The sequence below is a fragment of the Rhodococcus sp. NPDC058639 genome (assembly GCF_042717545.1).
Taxonomy (GTDB): Bacteria; Actinomycetota; Actinomycetes; order Mycobacteriales; family Mycobacteriaceae; genus Rhodococcus.
Window position 1 is genome coordinate 505,633 of record NZ_JBHXRF010000001.1, and the last position, 18,006, is coordinate 523,638.

Here is an 18,006-nt window from a genome sequence, read left to right on the forward strand (position 1 = left end):
ATCCCGACGATCCACCCCCACGGAGGTTTGCAGTGAGCTCAACAGTCCGCACCGCCATCGTTACCGGAGCCGCACGCGGTATCGGTGCTGCCGTCGCCAAACGGCTCGCCCAGGACGGCCTCCAGGTCGCTGTTCTCGACCTCGACGCCGACGCCTGCGCCGACACGGTCTCCGCCATCGAGGCGGCGGGCGGCAAGGCGCTCGCCGTGGGCGCGAACGTCGCCGACGAAGAATCCGTCGCTGCGGCCGTGGAGAAGGTCGCCACGGAACTGGGCGAGCCCACCGTGCTGATCAACAACGCCGGGATCACCCGCGACAACCTCCTGTTCAAGATGACGGTCGACGAGTGGGACTCAGTCATGGCCGTGCACCTGCGCGGAGCGTTCCTGATGTCGCGCGCGACGCAGAAGTACATGGTCGACAACAAGTTCGGACGTATCGTCAACCTTTCGAGCACGTCGGCGCAGGGAAATCGCGGCCAGGTCAACTACTCTGCGGCCAAGGCCGGCATGCAGGGCTTCACCAAGACCCTCTCCATCGAACTGGGTAAGTTCGGTGTCACCGCCAACGCGATTGCGCCGGGCTTCATCGAGACCGAGATGACCGCCGCTACCGCAGAGCGCGTCGGCGTGCCGTTCGAGGATTACAAGAAGGCCGCCGCGGCACAGATCCCGGTCGCGCGCGTCGGCAAGCCCGAGGACATCGCACACACCGCCTCGTTCCTCGCATCCGAGGGCGCCGGGTTCGTCTCCGGGCAGGTCATCTACGTGGCGGGTGGGCCCAAGGACTGAGTCACACCTCAATCCGATCCGGAGCAACGACCCCGACTCTGCTGAAACAACAGCTGAACCGGGCGCGCCTTCCGTACAGTCGTAACGGCAATGCCGGCCGTTCCGATTCACACGGTGAAGGCACGCGCGGCGCGTACTGCGGAAGTCTCCGCAGTACGCGCCGACGCCTGCCACAGCTGTAGCGCTCCATCGGAGGAAGCATGAACGTCGTTGTCCCGCAGTGCAGGGTCCGATGAGAAGGCGCGCCGGTGTGCGGGCAACTCTGGTGGCCGCCGTAGCGACTGTGAGCATGGTGTGGCCCGGGTCGGCGATGAGCGACACGGTGGTGGATCACGGTGTTCGGTATGTTGCGCTCGGTGATTCGCGGGCTGCGGGACCGTATCTCGACGCAGCCGCGATGATCGGTGGATGTGCCCGTTCCGATGTGGGATACCCGGCGCTGGTGGCGCACGCACTTCGCCCTGCGTCGTTCACGAATGTGTCGTGCGCAGGCGCCCGCACCGACAACGTCACCAGAATCCCGCAGGACACGAAGACCGGACAGGTACCGCGCCAGATAGACCTGCTCACACCCGACACCACCCTGGTGACCCTCAGCATCGGCGGCAACGACGTCGGATGGCGCTCCCTGGTCTCCGCCTGCTACACCGATCTTCCGGGCACAGATGCGCACTGCCGGTCCAATCCGAACGTGGCGGGTCGAATGGCTGCCGCACTCGACACGCTCGGTCCGAAAGTGACGGCGACACTCAGCAAGATCCGGCAGAAGGCGCCCGGTGCGAGAGTTCTGCTCGTCGGACACGGCGGCGTCTTCGGCGACCGCGGGTGCTGGCCGAACATCCCTACCAGCGACGCCGACGCCTCCTTCGTGAAGGCGTTCTTCGGCCGGATGAACCAGGTACTCGCCGGTGCAGCCGCGAACACCGGTGCCGAATTCGTGGATGTCGCCGGCGGTTCGGAGGGGCACGACGCATGCGCCGCTCCCGACCAGCGCTGGTTCGAGGGACAGCAATCGCTGTCCTTTGCGGCGCCGATGCATCCGACGACTGCCGGGATGCGTCACATGGCGGGACGTGTCGTGGCTGCCTGGTAGTCGGCCCGGTCGTGCAGTCCCGATGAGGGCCAGGACGAGTAGTCTCCGTGCGACCGCACGGGGTCACGTTGGGAGGGGCCATGTTCGGCGACCGTTGGGGTGTGACCGACGCCGAGGTCACCCGCCGCTACCCGTGCGACGACTTCGTTCCTGATCCGAGCCTTCAGGCGTGGAGGGGTGTCACCGTGCGCGCCGCTCCGGCGGTCGTCTGGCCCTGGGTCACCCAGATCCAGATGGCGCCGTATTCCTACGACTGGATCGACAACGGTGGACGTCGTTCTCCACAGCGACTGCTCGATATCCCTCCACCGGAACCCGGCCAGCACTTCACGCGCACGGCGAACCGCCCACAAGGACGGTTGCTCGCGGTCGAAACGCAGGTGCATTACACGGGACGGATCATGGGCGCTGTCATGTCGTATGTGCTCGTCCCCGCGGGCCCACACACGAGGCTGCTGTTGAAGCTCGTCATGCGTGGGGCCGGCGTGCTGGCTCCGGTGATCTCTGTCGGCGACCTTGTGATGGCGAGAAGGCAACTGCTCAATCTCAAAAGGCTCGCCGAGCGCACGTCGCCGCCGGACGGGTCCACGGCGGTCTAGGCGTTGGTTGGATAGTGCCCGCTATCCGGGCACCTTTTCACCAGGCTTTCTCACTCCACTTCCGCGGTGCCGTACTCCGGTCGTCCCGTCGTGCGATAGACGGCGATGACAATCCCCGACGCGGTCGTCCGGGAATCGGCGAGGGAGAGTCCGATGTCGAGGCCGCGGTCGGGAAACAATCGTCGCCCCTCACCGACGACGACCGGGAACGTCAGCAGGTTGAGTTCGTCGACGAGGTCGTGTTCGAGAAGTGTCTGCACCAGTCCGATACTGCCGTGGACCTGAAGTTCTCGTCCCGGCTGGGCTTTGAGATCGGCCACTGCGGTCGGTACGTCACCGAGCACAGTGGTGGGCTCCCAGCCGGGGTCGGTGAGTGTCGTGGAGGCGACGTATTTAGGAAGGGTGTTGAGCGGTTTCGCGACGGGATCCTCCGGGTCGGTTGCGTTCGGCCACGCCGCAGCGAAGATCTCGTAGGTCGTCCTGCCGAGCAGGAACGCGTCGGCCCGACCGAACACGTCGGTGATGAACCGGCCTGCTCCTTCGTCGAAAAGAGGCGCTGCCCATCCACCGCGGCCGAATCCGCCACTGTGGTCTTCGTCGGGCCCGCCCGGACCTTGCGCCACCCCGTCGGCCGACACGAACGTCGTGACTGTCAGCTTCATCGTTCTCTCCTTCCTCCGGATCTCCCGTCGTAGAGGGCAGACCGGCGAGGCCTGAGAAACTCATCGTCGTCGAGCCCGGCCGGGGTCTTCGTGTCCCGAACACCGCGAGACCGCATTCACTTTCGCCTCGGAGATGTTCTGCCACGAAAAGATCCTCCGCCGTGCCGCATCACCGTTCCCGCACCGCTGTCGTTTGTGGAGGGCGATACGCGGGTGCCTTCGCCGACCCGCTGGGTTCGAGTGTGCGCAACAGCGGCATCACCCGGAAGGGCACGACGTTCGACAGCACCATCACGCTCGTCGAGCGGGTGATGATCGACGACCGGTTCAATTCGATGAGGGTGTGTTGTAGTCCGAGGTGGGAGTCGGCGGCGATGCGGCACAGGATGTCACCGGTTCCCGTGGTCGAAAATGCTTCCAGCACGCCGGGAATGGATTCCAGTACTTCGCGAATGGTGGCGAGAGCGCCCTGCGCGATCTCCATCGTGACGAACGCCTGGACATCGAATCCTGCGGCGGCGAGATCGACGTGTGGCTCGTACCCGGCGATGAGGCCACCGTCCTCGAGGCGTCGCAACCGGGCAGCGCCGGTGGCACGAGCGACATGGAGTCGCCTGGACAGTTCCAGTACTCCGATCTTGGGATCCGAGTGGAGGACTTCGAGGAGCGCGAAATCCAGTTTGTCGAGTTGCAGGACGTCACGCACGATCGTTCCTTCCCACCGGGTCTCGGAATGTAGGCCGATTGTATAGCTGAACGGTCGGATGCCCGGGTATTCCGGTCGGGTCGACCAGTTCTGCGAGAACAGATTGCCACCGGCCCCGGACGGGTTTCTTCTGGTGATATCCGACGACGGACCACCTCGCACTCGCGGCAGGAGATCGCTATGACTCTCGAACGGGACCTCACCGACACCGAACGGCTCGCTCGTCTCGATCCGGACGAATTACGCAGTCTCGTCGGAGCGGTCGAGTACGACGCGGCACACGACCCGTTTCCGGTCAGCGGCTGGGATGCGGTGTCGTGGGTGGTCGGGAACGCCACTCAGGCGGTGCACTTCTACCAATCCGCCTTCGGCATGGACCTCGTCGCCTACTCCGGGCCCACGACCGGCAACAGTGACCATCACGCCTACGTATTGTGCAGCGGTGCGGTGCGTTTCGTGATCAAGGGAGCTGTCGATCCGGACAGTCCACTTGCCGATCACCATCGGGTGCACGGAGACGGTGTCACCGACATCGCGTTGCAGGTTCCCGATGTCGACGCGTGCGTGGAACATGCTCGCGCACAGGGTGCCAGGATCCTCGACGAACCGTACGACGTCACCGACGAGTACGGCACGGTACGCCTTGCCGCACTCGCCACTTACGGCGACACCCGGCACACACTGGTCGACCGGTCGCGATACTCGGGCGTCTATCTGCCCGGATATGTCGAACGCGTCTCCTCCTACCGCCGACATGACGACGCGGGGGCGCGGATGTTCGAAGCACTCGATCACGTGGTCGGCAACGTCGAACTCGGCCGGATGGACGAATGGGTCGATTTCTACCGGCGGGTCATGGGTTTCACGAATATGGCGGAGTTCATCGGTGACGACATCGCCACCGATTACTCGGCACTCATGAGCAAGGTGGTGTGCAACGGCAATCATCGTGTGAAGTTCCCGCTCAACGAACCGGCGGTCGCGAAGAAGCGTTCGCAGATCGACGAATACCTCGACTTCTACCGCGGTCCCGGAGCGCAGCACCTCGCGCTGGCAACCCGCGACATCCTCGCCGCGGTGGACCGCATGCGAGATCAGGGCATCGAATTCCTGCCCACACCCGATGCGTATTACGAGGACCCGGAATTGCGCGCACGCATCGGGGCCGTCCGGGTTCCGGTCGAGGAATTGAAGAAGCGCGGCATCCTCGTCGATCGCGACGAGGACGGATACCTGCTGCAGATCTTCACCAAGCCGGTAGGTGATCGCCCCACGGTGTTCTTCGAACTCATCGAGCGGCACGGTTCTGCCGGATTCGGCAAGGGCAATTTCAAGGCATTGTTCGAAGCTATCGAGCGGGAGCAGGCGGCGCGGGGCAACTTCTGACGACGCGCACGGTCATCGGTCCGGTGCCGGTGGCGACTCCGAGACGATTCCGCGCACTGCCAGAGCGAGTGCGTGACGTGCGAGTGGATCGGACATGTTGCCGGACCCGAGCAGCAGCGCCCCGGGCAGGTCGACGACGCAGTACTTCACGAGGGTGAGTGCGGTCGCGTCCTCCCTGCCCCACTGTTCGACGGCGAGCACGGTGAGCAGGGAGGTCAGGGTGCGCCGCAGTCCGGCCAGTCGGTCGCGCTGAGACTCTGCGAGGTCCGGGGTACCCAGATCGTCGAGGGTGACCGCGAGCAGCAGTTGCGCACCGAGATCGTCGCGCTCCGCATAGGTGGCCGGCGCGAGCGCTGCCGCGACGATCGCTTCCGTTGGGCCGGAGGCCGTCAGGGCGCTGTCGGCGATATCGCGCTGGAACTCGAGGAATCGCGTGGCCTCGCGTGCCCACACGGAAGCCAGCAGGCCGTCCCGGGAGCCGAATGCGTTGTAGATCGCACCGTTCGATGCTCCCGAGACGTCGCTGAGTGCCCGGATCGTCACACCGGGTGTGCCTCGCCGTACCCACAGGTGGCGCGCGTGATCGAGCAGTTCGTCGAGGTCGTGCAGGCGAGGTCGTCCCACGGTGTCCCTAACGGTCGGCGAGGGTGTGCAGGTGCGGTGACGGTCAGCCCATCGGCTGCTGGAGGGCTGCGACGGCCGAGGTGAACATCGTCTGCTTGATCGCGCCCAGCGTCTTGCGGTCCTTGCCTGCGAGGGGCCGGACGATGTCGGCCGCGCCGGCCTGCAGATCGTCGAGGCCGGCGACGGCGTCCACGAGACCGTCCTGGAGCGCCTGCGGTCCGGGGTAGCGATGTCCGGTGGTCATCGCGGTGACTGCCGTGCGGGGGGTGAGCTTGCTGGTGATCAGGGAGGACATGCCGGGCGTGAACGGAATGTGGATGTCGACTTCCGGGAAGCACAGGTAGCCGCGGTCGTCTCGCATGACTCGGTAGTCGTGCGCAATCGCGAGCATCGCTCCTGCTCCGAACGCGTGTCCGTTCAGGGCCGCAACCGTCGGCACGGGCAGCGTCAGGACGCGCGCGAACAGAGCATGGACGCGGTCCACGTAGGACGTGTACTCGTCCAGGTGCGCTCCGAGCCAGTCGAGATCCAGTCCGTTGGAGTAGAACTTTCCGGAACCGATCGTGACCAGTGCGGCCGCGTCGGTGCCGGACTCGAGTTCATCGAGGCACTTCTCGACGGCGGTGAGCCACTCCGGGCCGAAGCGGTTCTCGTCGTCACCGAGGTTCAGCGTCCAGATCGGGCCGTCCCGAGTGATCGATGGCATGGTGTGACCCCTTTCGTAGGCAGGTCCGCAACGACGGTGGCGGAACAGCGCCGACCTTAACAGAGCAGATGCTCTAAAACTGATCCGCATCCGGCGTGCTGTTGTCCGGGCGGAGGCGAACGGTGCCTCGAATCGGGGATCTGTGGTCAGGACAGGTCGTGAAGCTGAGCGCGAAGGGCCTGCTCGGTGTGCCGGACGGCGGTGCCCACGATCGGCTCGATCAGCTTGCCCAGCGCCATCCCTGCCAGGCCGCCCGGCAATTGGTATGCGAAATCGACGTCGAGTCTGGTCCTTTCGTCGCCGATCTCGACGAAGCGCCACGTCGAGGCCGAACGCATGCCCGCCACGGATTCGAGGACGAGGGAGCGGCCGAATTCCCATTCGACGACCTCGATCCGCGAGTCGAGAGTCTTGGGACCCACGCGCATCGTTGCGTCGTAGACGGTTCCCAGGCCGCTGGCCTGCGTGCCCACGGGTTGGAAGCGGGTCATTCCGAACATCCACTCAGGAACGGTCCGGTGGTTGTCGACGTAGGCAAAGGCGACGTCGGCCGGAACCTCGGCTGTCGCGCTGTGGCGGAGATGGATCATGTCACCGGTCCTTCGAGGGGTAAGTGCGACGGAGGGTACGGGGAACCGCGGCACCGGGACAGGGGGATTCCCGAATCCATTGCCCGATCGTCCGTGCAGTGCTTGAATTCGGCGTGACGCACATCACACTCATCCTGCTCAGGAGGCCCGGTGAAGACGAAAGCGGCAGTGATCAAGGGAATCGACCGCCCGTGGGAGATCGAGGAGATCGACCTCGGCGACCCGGTGGCGGGTGAGGTGCAGGTCCGGCTGGCGGCCTCGGGCCTGTGCCACTCGGACGAGCATCTCCGCACGGGCGCAACTCCGCTCCCGTTCTTCCCGGTCCTGGGCGGACACGAGGGTGCCGGCGTGGTCACCAAAGTGGGTCCGGGGGTGACGACCCTCGAGGAGGGTGACCACGTCGTCCTCGCATTCATCCCCGCGTGCGGCCGCTGCCGGTCGTGCGCCAAGGGCTTGCAGAACATCTGCGACGAGGGAGCAGGTCTGCTGACCGGACAGGCGATCTCGGACAAGAGTTATCGCGCGAGCTTGAACGGTGACCCGGTCTTGCAGATGTGCCTGCTCGGCACTTTCGCCCCGTACGTCACGGTCAACGAAGCCTCGGTGATCAAGATCGAGAAAGACATTCCGCTCGAGAAGGCCGCACTCCTCGGCTGCGGGGTCGCTACGGGATGGGGTTCGGCGACGGAAATCGGCGGAACCAAGCTCGGCGACACCGTCGTGGTCGTCGGCATCGGCGGCGTCGGCATCAACTCGGTGCAGGGCGCGGCCCACGCGGGCGCCCGGTTCGTCGTCGCAATCGATCCCGTCGAGTACAAGCGGCAGAAGGCGAAAGAATTCGGCGCAAGTCACACGTTCTCGTCACTCGAGGAGGCGGCGCCGGTGATCGGTGAGATCACCTGGGGCGCAATGGCTGATGTCACGATCATCACGGTGGGGGAGATCCACGGAGACATCATCGCGCCCGCTCTCTCGGTTACGGCGAAGGGTGGGCAGGTCGTCGTCGTCGGCATGGGCAACGCGACCGACACTCAGGTGACTCTGAGTCTGTTCGAACTGACGCTTCTCCAGAAGAGAGTGCAGGGGGCCATTTTCGGCGGCACAGGTCCACGTTCGCAGATCCCGAAACTGCTCGATCTCTACCGCAACAAGCAACTCGATCTCGACGGCCTCGTCACCAAAACCTACAAACTCGAAGACATCAACCAGGGGTACGAAGATATGCACGCGGGTAAGAACCTGCGCGGCCTCGTGGTCTACGGAGACGACGACTACTGACCCCCATCTGCTCGGGTGGGGTGGCCGGGGACCGTCCCCTACGGTGTTGTCCATGGACATGCATGAGGATCCGGTCTCCGGCGACGTCGGGTCGTGGCGGCGTTACGGTCCCCCGACCTTGCCGAAACCTCTTGCGGCGGCACTCGAAGCGTTCGCCGAACGCGGGTACGACGGCACCTCGATCCGGGAGATCGCGTCGAGGGCGGGATTGTCGGTGCCGGGGCTGTACCACCACTACCCGTCGAAGCAGGCCCTGCTCGTCTCGCTCACCACCACCGTGATGCAGGACCTGCTCGACCGCAGCCGCCGGGCGCTCGCTGAAGCCGGCCCGACACCGTCGGAGCAGTTCGACGCCGTTGTCGAATCGCTCCTGCGTTTCCACATGGTCCGGCGGGATCAGGCGTTCGTGGCATCCACCGAGATGCGCAGCATGGAACCCGCCAGTCGTGCGGCCTTCATCGCCTTGCGCGACGAACAGCAGCGCATGCTCGACGGGATCGTCGAAGACGGGGTGGAGACGGGGGCGTTCACGACTCCGTTCCCCAGGGATGCCAGCCGCGCGGTGACGACGATGTGTGTCGGTGTCGCGAGCTGGTATCGCCCGGACGGCCCGTCGAGTCCCGATGACATCGTCCATCGGTACCTGGTCATTGCGCGGAGCACCGTCGGGGCGCGGTAGAGCCGGGGTTGACCCGATCTTGGCGATGTGTCACCGTAGCGTCACCGAGCGATCGATCGGTCGGTTGGTCTGGAAGGAGCATCAGCATGGCGGTCGACCTGTCCTACCCCGAGAATGTGCAGGATCTCGTGGCCCGAACCGAAGCGTTCGTTCGCGACGAGGTGCTTCCCGTGGAGGACGCCCATCGGGGTGATATCGCCGCAGCGGGCGGCGATTCTGCACGGGTAACACTGCAGAGCGCCGCCAGGGCAGCGGGTGTCTTCGCCCCCCATGCGCCGGTCGAGTACGGCGGCCAGGGCCTCGGGATGGTCGACCGGGCTCCCGTGTTCGAGGCGGCCGGTTACTCCCTGTTCGGCCCCGTGGCCTTGAACATCGCCGCTCCCGACGAAGGCAACGTGCACATGCTCGCGCACATCGCGAGCGACGAGCAGAAGCGCCGATACCTCGCTCCTCTCGCTGCGGGCGACGTGCGCTCGGCCTTCGCGATGACCGAACCGGCACCCGGCGCCGGCGCCGACCCCAACGCACTCACCACCCGCGCCGAGAAAACGGCGGGCGGCTGGAAGATCAACGGCCGCAAGCACTTCATCACAGGGGCGGACGGCGCCGGATTCTTCATCATCATGGCCCGTACCTCCGGCGAGCCGGGGCAGCGCGGCGGAGCGACGATGTTCCTCGCTCCCGCGGACTCCGAGGGGCTGAAGGTCGGTCGTCACATCGAAACGCTCGACAAGTCGATGATCGGCGGACACTGCGAGGTCGACTTCGAGGATCTGTACGTCCCGGACACCGCAGTGCTCGGTGAAGTGGATCAGGGATTCGCCTACGCGCAGGTCCGGCTCGGCCCGGCCCGCATGACACACGTCATGCGCTGGCTCGGTGCCGCCAGGCGCGGTCACGACACCGCGCTCCGGTATGTGGCAGGACGTGAAGGATTCGGCTCCAAGCTCGGTGATCTCGGCATGATCCAGAAGATGGTCGCCGACAACGAGATCGACATCGCAGCGACCCGGGCTCTTCTGGTGCAGGCATGCTGGGAACTCGACCGGGGATCGCACGCCGCGAACGCGACGTCGATCGCCAAGACCTTCGCCGCCGAGGCCATCTTCCGCATCGTCGATCGCTCGGTTCAGATGTGCGGCGGCCTCGGGGTTTCCGAAGATCTTCCCCTCGCCAGGCTCTCGCGGGAGGTCCGGCCGTTCCGGGTCTACGACGGACCGTCCGAGGTGCATCGGTGGGCCATCGCAAAGCGTGCCGTCGGTGCGGCGCGCAAGGCCGCCGCAGCCGAAGAAGCCGCGAAGTGACCGCGGTGCACAAGGGGCTCGACCTCGTCGCCCTCGACCGATTCTTGCGTCGATCCGGGGTTGCGGTCGACGGCAAACTGCGTGCAGAACTCATCTCCGGCGGGAAATCCAACCTCACCTACGGCATCCTCGACGACACATCCCATTGGGTCCTGCGGCGACCGCCCACAGCGGGACTGACACCGTCGGCACACGACGTCGCCCGTGAATACCGCATCACGTCCGCGCTGCAGGACAGTGCGGTGCCGGTCGCGCGCACCGTCGCGCTGTGCGAGGACGACTCGGTGATGGGCGCACCGTTCACGGTGGTGGAATACGTCGGGGGGCGCGTCGTGCGCAGCAAGGACGACCTCGATTCGCTGTCCGATACCGACATCGACCGCTGCACAGGCGAGCTCGTGCGCGTCATCGCCGAGCTCCACGCTGTCGACTACGAAGCGGTGGGGCTGGGCGGGTTCGGGCGGCCCGACGGGTACGTCACCCGTCAGGTGAAGCTGTGGCGGAGCCAGTGGGACAGGGTCAAAACCCGGGAACTTCCCGACGTCGAGCGGCTGCACGCCGCGCTCGCGGACTCGATCCCGGAGTCGCCCACCCCGTCGATCGTGCACGGTGACTACCGTATCGACAATACGATTCTCTCCCACAACGACGTGGGAAGTGTTGCAACCGTGGTCGACTGGGAGCTGTCCACCCTCGGCGACCCGCTGACCGACCTCGCCATGATGTGTGTGTACCGGCATCCCGCGCTCGACCAGGTGCTCGGATTCCCCGCGGCCTGGACCAGCAACAGGCTGCCGTCGGCGGACGACCTCGTCCAGCGGTACGCCACCGTCTCGGGACGCGACATCGCCCACTGGAGTTTCTACATGGGCCTTGCCCACTTCAAGCTCGCCGTCATCGCCGAGGGCATCAATCATCGCTGGCGGGCCGGCGCGACCGTCGGCGACGGGTTCGACCGCGCGGGCGACGCCGTGCCGGCGCTCGTTGCCGCAGGACTCGACTTCGTGACGGGAACAGGTTCGTGATCGCCAGCGCCCTCGTCACCGGGGCGACTCGGGGCATCGGCCTCGGCGTCGCCACCCGCCTCGCGGAGCGCGGATTCGCGCTGACCATCTCCGCCCGTGACGCAGCCCGACTCGACGAGGTCGCCGCTCTGTTACGGGATGCGGGTGCGACGGACGTCCGCACCGTCGCTGCCGATCTGGCGGACCCCGACGCCGCGGGCAGAGTGGTCGCCGCTCACGCCGACGCATTCGGCGCGATGAAGGCTCTGATACTCAACGCCGGTGTCGGCACCGCCGGCACCATCGCGGAGTTCCCCTCCCGCCGGTTCGACAAGACGGTGGCGGTCAACCTCAACGCGCCGTTCGCCTTGATGCAGGCGGCACTGCCGTTACTGCGGTCCGGTGCGCAGAACGATCCGGGTCGCGGCGCGAAGGTGATCGCACTCGCGTCCATCGCCGGTGTGTATGCCGAAGCCGGTCTCGCCGCGTACGGCGCGACGAAAGCCGCACTTGTGTCGCTGGTGGAAACCCTCAACGCCGAGGAATCGGGTAACGGCGTCTCTGCATCCGCAATCGCTCCCGGGTACGTCGACACCGACATGTCCGAGTGGATCAAGGATCGGATCCCGGCAGAGGACATGCTCGAGGTCGGCGACGTCGTCGAACTCGTCGACGCCCTGCTGAAGTTGTCGTCGCGCGCGGTCCTGCCGCGTCTGGTGCTCAGCCGCGCGGGAGCAAGCCTCTACAGCGCCTGACCTTCCCGCTGACACATCACTCGTCGTCCGAGTTCTCCTTTTCTTCGCCTCGCCGGCGAAGGAAGCTGAACCCGGGCACACCGGTGATCGCCTGACGGAGGTCCTTCACGACGCAGAGCAACTCGTGGATCTCCGGTGCGACCGTGTCCAGCGTGCCGAGGATCGGCATGATCATGTTCATCCGCTCGGACAGCTCGGGAAGCCGGTCGAGCATGAGGACTGCCGCGTGCACTTCCTCGGGGGACAGTTCCTCGATGAACTGGGTCGCGAGGGGTGCTGCCTGACGCGCGAGGGGCTCGTAGGTCTCGAGGAGTTCGCGCGCGATGTCGGCACTTCGTCCGGCGGAGTCGATGATCGTGCGGGCTTCCCCGGCGACGAGGGCGACCTCTCCGACGACCGTCCGGGCCTGTCCGGCGACGGTGCCGACGTCTCCGACGATGGCCTCGGCTTGCGTGGCTACGGTGCCGACCTGCCCGACGATGGTCCGCGCTTGTCCGGCGACCGCGTCGGCGTCTGCAACGACCGAAGTCGTCGACGCGATGATCGCCTCCACTTGGGCGACCGCCACGGCGGCATCGTTGACCACGGCGTCGACGCGGCGGATGAGGGATTCGACATTGTCGAGCAACGCCTCGGCACGGGCAGGCACCGACACCGCGAACGTGGCGGTGGCGACTGTGCGCTCGACCACCGTGCGCGTGGCGCCGAGAAGGGAACCGACGAGAGGGACAGCGGGTAAGGCGATCATCTCGCCATCTTTCACCACGGCGACCGCGGCGCGACGGCAACCTCACGTTTCGGTCGTCCCGTGCGTCTACTCGATGTGGACCTTGCATCGGATGGAAGGATCGAACCCGTGACCGCATCGCGCACGCACACCCTGATCGACACCCCGATCGGTGAGTTGACGTTGGTCAATACCGACGGCGTCCTGTCGGGCTTGTACATGGCGGAGCACCGCCCTTCCCCCGACCGCACTTCCTTCGGGCCCCGCACCACCGAAGGGTTCGACGAGTCGCGGACACAATTGGACGAGTACTTCGCGGGTGAGCGCACCCGCTTCACCTTTCCGCTCGCACCTGCCGGCACCGACTTCCAACGGACGGTGTGGGCCGCGTTGGCCGAGATCGAGTACGGCACGACCTGCACCTACACCGCCGTTGCGACCGCGGTGGGACGGCCGACCGCGGTTCGCGCGGTTGCCGCGGCGAACGCGCGGAACCCGTTGTGCATCGTGGTCCCGTGTCATCGGGTGATCGGGAGCAGCGGCAAGCTCACCGGATATGCCGGGGGTCTCGAGCGCAAGCGCCTGCTGCTCGATCGGGAAGCGGCATTTCGGAGGGCGCGGGCCACTCATGCCCCGGTCTGACGCAACGGAGCCCACACACCTACCCCCGTTCGAACGGGTGGTCGCCGACCACGGTCCGACGGTATTGCGGGTGTGCCGGGCTCTGCTGGGTCCCACCGACGCAGACGACGCGTGGTCCGAGACGTTTCTCGCGGCATTGCGTGCGTACCCCGCCCTGCGGCCGGGAAGCAATATCGAAGCGTGGCTGGTCACCATCGCCCACCGCAAGGCGATCGACGTGCACAGGCTGCGTGGTCGTGCGCCTGTTCCGACGGAGATCGTCCCCGAGCGCCCCGCAACAGCGGGGTTGCCGGGATCGGGCGACGACCAACTGTGGTCGGCGGTGGCGGCGCTGCCGTTCACGCAGCGCGCAGTGCTGGTGTATCACTACGTGGGCGGCTTGCCGTACGCCGAGATCGGCGCGATTCTCGGCAACAGCGCCCATGCGGCCCGGCGAGCCGCCGCCGACGGCCGGGAAGCGCTGCGTCGCTCCTATCACGCCGAAACAGGAAGCCGCTCATGAACTTTCCTATTCCGCCGGTGTCGACGTCCGATCTGGCCTGGCTGCACGACAAACTCGTCGTCGACGCCGAAGCCGCAGGGTTGCTGGATGTCGCCTACCGCGTCGTCGATACTCCGGTGGGTCCGTTGCTGTTGGCGTCCACCACGGTGGGGCTCGTGAAGGTGGCATTCGTCGCGGAGGGCGAGGACGCCGTGCTCGACGAACTGGCCCGGCAGATCGGGCCACGCATTCTCGACGCACCCGCCCGGCTCGACGACGCGGTGCGTCAGCTCGACGAATACTTCGGCGGCACTCGCACCGCCTTCGATCTCCCCCTCGACTTCCGCCTCGCGACAGGCTTTCGGCGGGAGGTGATCTCGCGGCTCGCCGACATCGAGTACGGACGCACCGCCAGCTACGCGGACGTTGCCGCATCAGCGGGAAGTCCTCGAGCGGTGCGTGCAGTGGGGACGGCATGCGCGAGAAACCCCTTGCCGGTGGTTCTCCCGTGCCATCGGGTCGTCCGCACCGACGGAGGGCTCGGGCAGTACGCGGGCGGTGTGGAAGCCAAACAGATCCTGCTGCGACTCGAAGCCGCCGCGTGATCACCGTTGCCCGGCTCCCGGTGGCGCTCCCATTTTCGGTGCGTCCACTGCTCGCCACCATGCGGAGCCATGCAGTTCCGGGGCACGAGCGTCACGATGTAACCACCGGAACGCACTGTATTGCGTTGCGCACCGCACACGGTATTGCGAGCGCGGCCGTGACACTCCGCGCCGATACCGGCAGCGTGGTGGCCCGGATCGATGCGCCGCACCGGGCCGACATCGCAGATGTCGAATCGGCGGTGCGCCGTTGGCTCGACCTCGACGCCGACCCCACCGTCGTCGACGCTGCGCTTGCCGTCGATCCTGTCCTTGCTCCATTGGTGCGAGCCCGGCCCGGCCTGCGGGTGCTCGGCAGTACCGACTGGTTCACCACGGCCGTGCAGACAATCCTCGGGCAACAGGTGAGTGTCGCGGCAGCAGCCACTTTCGCGGGGCGACTCGTCGCGGCGTTCGGCGACGACGCGCCGGGTGGATTGCGTTGCTCGCCGGCACCGCAACGGATCGCTGCCCTCGCGCCGGAGGAACTGCGTGCGGCGATCGGCACCACTCGGTCTCGGGCGAACACCCTGCTGGTCTTGGCCCGAGCGGTATCCGACGGCCTTGATCCCGCCTCGGCGTCCTTTTCCCGTGATCTGCTCGCGCTGCCCGGAATCGGGCCGTGGACCGTCGACTATCTCGCCTTGCGAACCGGCGACCGCGATGCGTACCCCGCCGGTGACCTCGTGCTCCGGCGCGCGCTCGAGGTCGGCACCGCGCGCGAAGCGATTGCGCTCGCGGCACAGTGGCAGCCGTGGCGTGCCTACGCGGTTGCCCATCTGTGGGCGCATGCAACATCGAATCGGCAACCGTAACGCCTTGCGCGCAAGTATTTTTCGACCGGACCGGGATGTGACCAGCAGTCCGCGAGCAGTACCCGAAAGCCTTCGCAGGATCCGTTCTATACCTATGACGGTCCGCTGGCGGATGTCGCTCCGGGCACGTTTCTTCGCTCCAGGCCCTCGGTGTTTGCCGCGCCTGTTCCACTGCCCGCGGGCTGATGTCGGCGGCCCAGGCTCCGCCTGTACCCCTCGCGCCTACGCGAGTGCGAAGACCGGGAAACCCGGTGCGATAGCAGCCAACTCGTCATCGCTGGAATTTTTGGTGACACCGTCGAAAAACTTCCCGACCTCCCAGCCCCACCGTCGCAGGTACTCGCGCAACACCGGGATCTTGTCGGCATCCGCAACTTCGGAGGCGCTGAATTCTTCGACGTGACGCCCGAGGCGAAGTTCCCCGGTGCCGGCAACCCGCAGATTGCGCACCCATTGCGTGTGGCCGCGCGGGGCGACGAGGTAACGCCTGCCGTCGGAGGTGGTCAGCACATTGACCATGGTGGTGCGCCATTCGCCGCTTTTTCTGCCGCGCACTGCGAGTAGGCGAGAGCCCGCGACGCTGATGCCGAGCCTGGGAAGTGTGTTGAAGAACCGGTTCATGATCGAGTCCAGTCCGGTGGGGCCGATGTAGCGGGTGGGGGCATCCATGGCGTTTCCTCGGTCTCGTTCAGAGAGCGGTGCTCTCTGTTGGGTACCAGTGTGCGCCGGTTGTCGGGACGAAGTCAAGAGCAGTGCTCTCTGTTGTGGTGTCGCCTGCACGGGATCGCCTCTTCGTAGCTGCGAGACGCTTACTCCGGATCGTCGGCGTAGGTCGTGCGGACGGCTGTCTTCATCGGAAACCGGACCCGCGTGTCACCGAACATCAATCGAGTGGCGACATCGACCGACGCGGAGATGTGCGCAGACGCGAGCGCGGGATTGCGCGTGTGCACCACGACTTCGTCGTGCTGGAAGAACACGAGCTCACCTGCGGTCGGGTCGGGATCGGTGGTCAGGCGTCGTCGCAGTTCGGCGAGGAGGCACAGCGCCCACTCGGCCGCGGTGGCCTGCACGACGAAGTTCCGGGTGAAGCGGCCGCGGGCGCGGACGTCGGGCCCGGACTGGAAACCCGGCGGTGCCGGCGGGCAGGCGCGTCCCAGCCACGAGTGCACGATCTCCCCGCGTTCACCGGCCTTCGCTGCGCGCTCGACGAATTCCACCGCGTCGGGAAAACTCTTGCGGAGTACCGCGAGCAGCGACCGGGAGTCACCGGACGTCGCGCCGTACAGCACTCCGAGCACCGCGACTTTCGCTTTCGCGCGGTCGCCGGCGAACGCGGTGGCGGCGACGGGTGCGTACAGGTCGTCCTCGCCCGCGGCGGCGACCATCCGGGGATCACCGGACATCGCCGCGAGTATCCGCGGCTCGAGTTGCCCCGCATCGGCGACGACGAACGTCCACCCGGGGTCGGCAGCCACACTCGAGCGGAGCGCTTTCGGGATCTGAAGTGCACCGCCGCCGCGGCTTGCCCAGCGGCCCGAGACGACGGCACCGGGGACATAGACCGGCCGGAACCTGTTGCCGTGCACCCAGGTATCGAGCCAGTGCCACCCGTTGGTGCTGAACAACTTTGCCAGGTCGCGGTGCCGGAGCAGCAGGGGCACGGCAGGATGGTCGATCTCCTGCAGGATGTGCTTGCGCGTGGACTGCACTTCGATGCCTTCGCGCCGGAAGGCGTCGAGTACCTCGGTATGCGAAGCGGGATTGACCGGGCGGCCGAACGCCGACCCGATCTCCTCGGTCACGGCGACGATGCCGGCGGGCATCTCGTAGCCGGTGGGCCGTGGTCCGAGTGTGCGCTCTAGGTGGCGTCGATGGGATTCGGCGGAGAACGGCAATCCGCCGAACCCCATCTCGGCAGCGGCCAAAGTCCCCGCCGACTCCGCGGCCACGAGTAACTCCAGACGGGGATCACCGATGATGCGGCGGCGCTGGTCGGCGAACCGGGAGATCACGGTGTCGAGGTCCACGGCCGGTGCTGCGTCGAACAAGCCGGGCCGCTCGTCGACCGGGTCGTCGGCGGGTGGAGCCGGTAGACCTTCGCGCATGCTCAGGATTGCGCCCGTCGTCGCCAGGTCGTGGCATCGCTGGACGCGCACACCGGCACGAAGGAGTTCGCCGTACACAGACGAAGTGGACGTCCACACCCATCGGGGACGATCGGCGGCTTCGATGTCGGCCACCGCGGCCGCGAGGTCGCGATGATGCCGCACCGCTGCGTCGGGTGTTCCGTTCTCGTCGACGGTGACGGTACTGGCGCCGCGTACGGCACCGCTACCGGATGGATGAGGAACGACAACCGTGCGCACCGCTCAAGTGTGCCCCTCGCCGTGTGCCTCTTCTTCGCCGCCCGGCCTCCGGCGCGGTGGGCCCAAGATCGTCTTCACCCCCCGTTTCACCCACGACCGGCGGCCCGGGGCTCCGCAGCGAGGTTACGGTGATCGTGCGGAGCCCCGCCGC

The 18,006-nt window shown here is 66.5% G+C and carries 21 protein-coding genes; 13 read left to right on the plus strand and 8 right to left on the minus strand.

Translation table 11 applies throughout. The features are described 5' to 3' along the window. Nucleotides 1-32 precede the first annotated feature (32 nt). From fabG to ACFWU2_RS02405, 3 genes are all read left to right on the plus strand, one after another. Nucleotides 33-791: a 3-oxoacyl-ACP reductase FabG gene (gene fabG, locus ACFWU2_RS02395; protein WP_378599678.1), complete on the plus strand. Its 759-nt coding sequence runs from the start codon at nt 33-35 to the stop codon at nt 789-791. 232 nt (nt 792-1,023) lie between these two features. Then, nucleotides 1,024-1,884 carry an SGNH/GDSL hydrolase family protein gene (locus tag ACFWU2_RS02400; protein WP_378599681.1) on the plus strand — a complete coding sequence of 287 codons (861 nt, stop codon included), beginning with the start codon at nt 1,024-1,026 and terminating at the stop codon, nt 1,882-1,884. A gap of 101 nt (nt 1,885-1,985) precedes the next feature. Then, nucleotides 1,986-2,483, plus strand: a complete 498-nt coding sequence (locus ACFWU2_RS02405; protein WP_378599684.1) for a polyketide cyclase — start codon at nt 1,986-1,988, stop codon at nt 2,481-2,483. Between the two features lie 50 nt (nt 2,484-2,533). On the opposite strand, the gene ACFWU2_RS02410 is transcribed toward ACFWU2_RS02405, so the two are convergent. Then, the gene (locus tag ACFWU2_RS02410; RefSeq protein ID WP_378599687.1) at nt 2,534-3,145 is read right to left on the minus strand and encodes a dihydrofolate reductase family protein; all 612 of its coding nucleotides are present in this window, start codon (nt 3,143-3,145) and stop codon (nt 2,534-2,536) included. Between the two features lie 169 nt (nt 3,146-3,314). Further along, entirely contained in the window at nt 3,315-3,851 is a 537-nt protein-coding gene (locus tag ACFWU2_RS02415; protein WP_378599690.1) for an Lrp/AsnC family transcriptional regulator, read from the minus strand. A 180-nt stretch (nt 3,852-4,031) separates the two neighbouring features. Between ACFWU2_RS02415 and hppD the strand changes: the two genes are divergently transcribed. Continuing rightward, nucleotides 4,032-5,237 (plus strand): 4-hydroxyphenylpyruvate dioxygenase, encoded by a 1,206-nt coding sequence (hppD, locus tag ACFWU2_RS02420; RefSeq protein WP_378599692.1) that lies wholly within the window; start codon nt 4,032-4,034, stop codon nt 5,235-5,237. A gap of 12 nt (nt 5,238-5,249) precedes the next feature. Here hppD and ACFWU2_RS02425 read toward each other — a convergent pair whose 3' ends face one another. From ACFWU2_RS02425 to ACFWU2_RS02435, 3 genes are all read right to left on the minus strand, one after another. After that, nucleotides 5,250-5,861 carry a TetR/AcrR family transcriptional regulator gene (locus ACFWU2_RS02425; protein ID WP_378599695.1) on the minus strand — a complete coding sequence of 204 codons (612 nt, stop codon included), beginning with the start codon at nt 5,859-5,861 and terminating at the stop codon, nt 5,250-5,252. A gap of 43 nt (nt 5,862-5,904) precedes the next feature. Continuing rightward, on the minus strand, nt 5,905-6,567 hold the full coding sequence (locus ACFWU2_RS02430) for an enoyl-CoA hydratase/isomerase family protein (RefSeq protein WP_378599699.1): 663 nt from the start codon (nt 6,565-6,567) through the stop codon (nt 5,905-5,907). 146 nt (nt 6,568-6,713) lie between these two features. Next, entirely contained in the window at nt 6,714-7,157 is a 444-nt protein-coding gene (locus ACFWU2_RS02435) for an SRPBCC family protein (protein WP_378599702.1), read from the minus strand. Nucleotides 7,158-7,307: 150 nt separating this feature from the next. On the opposite strand from ACFWU2_RS02435, the gene ACFWU2_RS02440 reads away from it, so the two are divergent. From ACFWU2_RS02440 to ACFWU2_RS02460, 5 genes are all read left to right on the plus strand, one after another. Further along, nucleotides 7,308-8,435 carry an NDMA-dependent alcohol dehydrogenase gene (locus tag ACFWU2_RS02440; protein ID WP_378599707.1) on the plus strand — a complete coding sequence of 376 codons (1,128 nt, stop codon included), beginning with the start codon at nt 7,308-7,310 and terminating at the stop codon, nt 8,433-8,435. Nucleotides 8,436-8,487: 52 nt separating this feature from the next. Then, nucleotides 8,488-9,114 carry a TetR/AcrR family transcriptional regulator gene (locus tag ACFWU2_RS02445; RefSeq protein ID WP_378599712.1) on the plus strand — a complete coding sequence of 209 codons (627 nt, stop codon included), beginning with the start codon at nt 8,488-8,490 and terminating at the stop codon, nt 9,112-9,114. An 86-nt stretch (nt 9,115-9,200) separates the two neighbouring features. Further along, nucleotides 9,201-10,418: an acyl-CoA dehydrogenase family protein gene (locus tag ACFWU2_RS02450; RefSeq protein WP_378599716.1), complete on the plus strand. Its 1,218-nt coding sequence runs from the start codon at nt 9,201-9,203 to the stop codon at nt 10,416-10,418. After that, nucleotides 10,415-11,443, plus strand: coding sequence for a phosphotransferase family protein (locus ACFWU2_RS02455; RefSeq protein ID WP_378599719.1), 1,029 nt, complete (start codon nt 10,415-10,417; stop codon nt 11,441-11,443). Before ACFWU2_RS02450 ends, ACFWU2_RS02455 begins: the two co-directional genes overlap by 4 nt. After that, entirely contained in the window at nt 11,440-12,177 is a 738-nt protein-coding gene (locus ACFWU2_RS02460; RefSeq protein ID WP_378599723.1) for an SDR family NAD(P)-dependent oxidoreductase, read from the plus strand. The genes ACFWU2_RS02455 and ACFWU2_RS02460 overlap by 4 nt, the downstream gene beginning before the upstream one ends. A 16-nt stretch (nt 12,178-12,193) precedes the next feature. Here the strand turns inward: ACFWU2_RS02460 and ACFWU2_RS02465 are convergent, their stop codons facing one another. After that, on the minus strand, nt 12,194-12,925 hold the full coding sequence (locus tag ACFWU2_RS02465) for a ribulose 1,5-bisphosphate carboxylase large subunit (protein WP_378599727.1): 732 nt from the start codon (nt 12,923-12,925) through the stop codon (nt 12,194-12,196). Between the two features lie 108 nt (nt 12,926-13,033). Between ACFWU2_RS02465 and ACFWU2_RS02470 the strand changes: the two genes are divergently transcribed. The 4 genes from ACFWU2_RS02470 to ACFWU2_RS02485 are packed head-to-tail and all read left to right on the plus strand — an operon-like array spanning nt 13,034 to nt 15,486. Beyond that, nucleotides 13,034-13,546: a methylated-DNA--[protein]-cysteine S-methyltransferase gene (locus tag ACFWU2_RS02470; RefSeq protein ID WP_378599731.1), complete on the plus strand. Its 513-nt coding sequence runs from the start codon at nt 13,034-13,036 to the stop codon at nt 13,544-13,546. Continuing rightward, entirely contained in the window at nt 13,533-14,048 is a 516-nt protein-coding gene (locus ACFWU2_RS02475; RefSeq protein WP_378599736.1) for an RNA polymerase sigma factor, read from the plus strand. The genes ACFWU2_RS02470 and ACFWU2_RS02475 overlap by 14 nt, the downstream gene beginning before the upstream one ends. Beyond that, nucleotides 14,045-14,632, plus strand: a complete 588-nt coding sequence (locus tag ACFWU2_RS02480) for a methylated-DNA--[protein]-cysteine S-methyltransferase (RefSeq protein WP_378599740.1) — start codon at nt 14,045-14,047, stop codon at nt 14,630-14,632. Before ACFWU2_RS02475 ends, ACFWU2_RS02480 begins: the two co-directional genes overlap by 4 nt. Further along, nucleotides 14,629-15,486, plus strand: coding sequence for a DNA-3-methyladenine glycosylase family protein (locus tag ACFWU2_RS02485; RefSeq protein WP_378599745.1), 858 nt, complete (start codon nt 14,629-14,631; stop codon nt 15,484-15,486). Before ACFWU2_RS02480 ends, ACFWU2_RS02485 begins: the two co-directional genes overlap by 4 nt. 222 nt (nt 15,487-15,708) lie before the next feature. On the opposite strand, the gene ACFWU2_RS02490 is transcribed toward ACFWU2_RS02485, so the two are convergent. Next, nucleotides 15,709-16,155 carry a nitroreductase/quinone reductase family protein gene (locus ACFWU2_RS02490; RefSeq protein WP_378599749.1) on the minus strand — a complete coding sequence of 149 codons (447 nt, stop codon included), beginning with the start codon at nt 16,153-16,155 and terminating at the stop codon, nt 15,709-15,711. A 140-nt stretch (nt 16,156-16,295) separates the two neighbouring features. Further along, nucleotides 16,296-17,855 carry a bifunctional 3'-5' exonuclease/DNA polymerase gene (locus tag ACFWU2_RS02495; protein WP_378599754.1) on the minus strand — a complete coding sequence of 520 codons (1,560 nt, stop codon included), beginning with the start codon at nt 17,853-17,855 and terminating at the stop codon, nt 16,296-16,298. Nucleotides 17,856-18,006 lie beyond the last annotated feature (151 nt).

What these genes read in the sequence shown, in the direction of transcription:
- hppD (WP_378599692.1), top strand. Translation starts at nt 4,032, where the DNA reads ATGACTCTCGAACGGGACCTCACCGACACCGAACGGCTCGCTCGTCTC.
- ACFWU2_RS02490 (WP_378599749.1), bottom strand. Translation starts at nt 16,155, where the DNA reads ATGGATGCCCCCACCCGCTACATCGGCCCCACCGGACTGGACTCGATC.
- ACFWU2_RS02450 (WP_378599716.1), top strand. Translation starts at nt 9,201, where the DNA reads ATGGCGGTCGACCTGTCCTACCCCGAGAATGTGCAGGATCTCGTGGCC.
- ACFWU2_RS02480 (WP_378599740.1), top strand. Translation starts at nt 14,045, where the DNA reads ATGAACTTTCCTATTCCGCCGGTGTCGACGTCCGATCTGGCCTGGCTG.
- ACFWU2_RS02410 (WP_378599687.1), bottom strand. Translation starts at nt 3,145, where the DNA reads ATGAAGCTGACAGTCACGACGTTCGTGTCGGCCGACGGGGTGGCGCAA.
- ACFWU2_RS02435 (WP_378599702.1), bottom strand. Translation starts at nt 7,157, where the DNA reads ATGATCCATCTCCGCCACAGCGCGACAGCCGAGGTTCCGGCCGACGTC.
- ACFWU2_RS02400 (WP_378599681.1), top strand. Translation starts at nt 1,024, where the DNA reads ATGAGAAGGCGCGCCGGTGTGCGGGCAACTCTGGTGGCCGCCGTAGCG.
- ACFWU2_RS02430 (WP_378599699.1), bottom strand. Translation starts at nt 6,567, where the DNA reads ATGCCATCGATCACTCGGGACGGCCCGATCTGGACGCTGAACCTCGGT.
- ACFWU2_RS02445 (WP_378599712.1), top strand. Translation starts at nt 8,488, where the DNA reads ATGGACATGCATGAGGATCCGGTCTCCGGCGACGTCGGGTCGTGGCGG.
- ACFWU2_RS02475 (WP_378599736.1), top strand. Translation starts at nt 13,533, where the DNA reads ATGCCCCGGTCTGACGCAACGGAGCCCACACACCTACCCCCGTTCGAA.
- ACFWU2_RS02465 (WP_378599727.1), bottom strand. Translation starts at nt 12,925, where the DNA reads ATGATCGCCTTACCCGCTGTCCCTCTCGTCGGTTCCCTTCTCGGCGCC.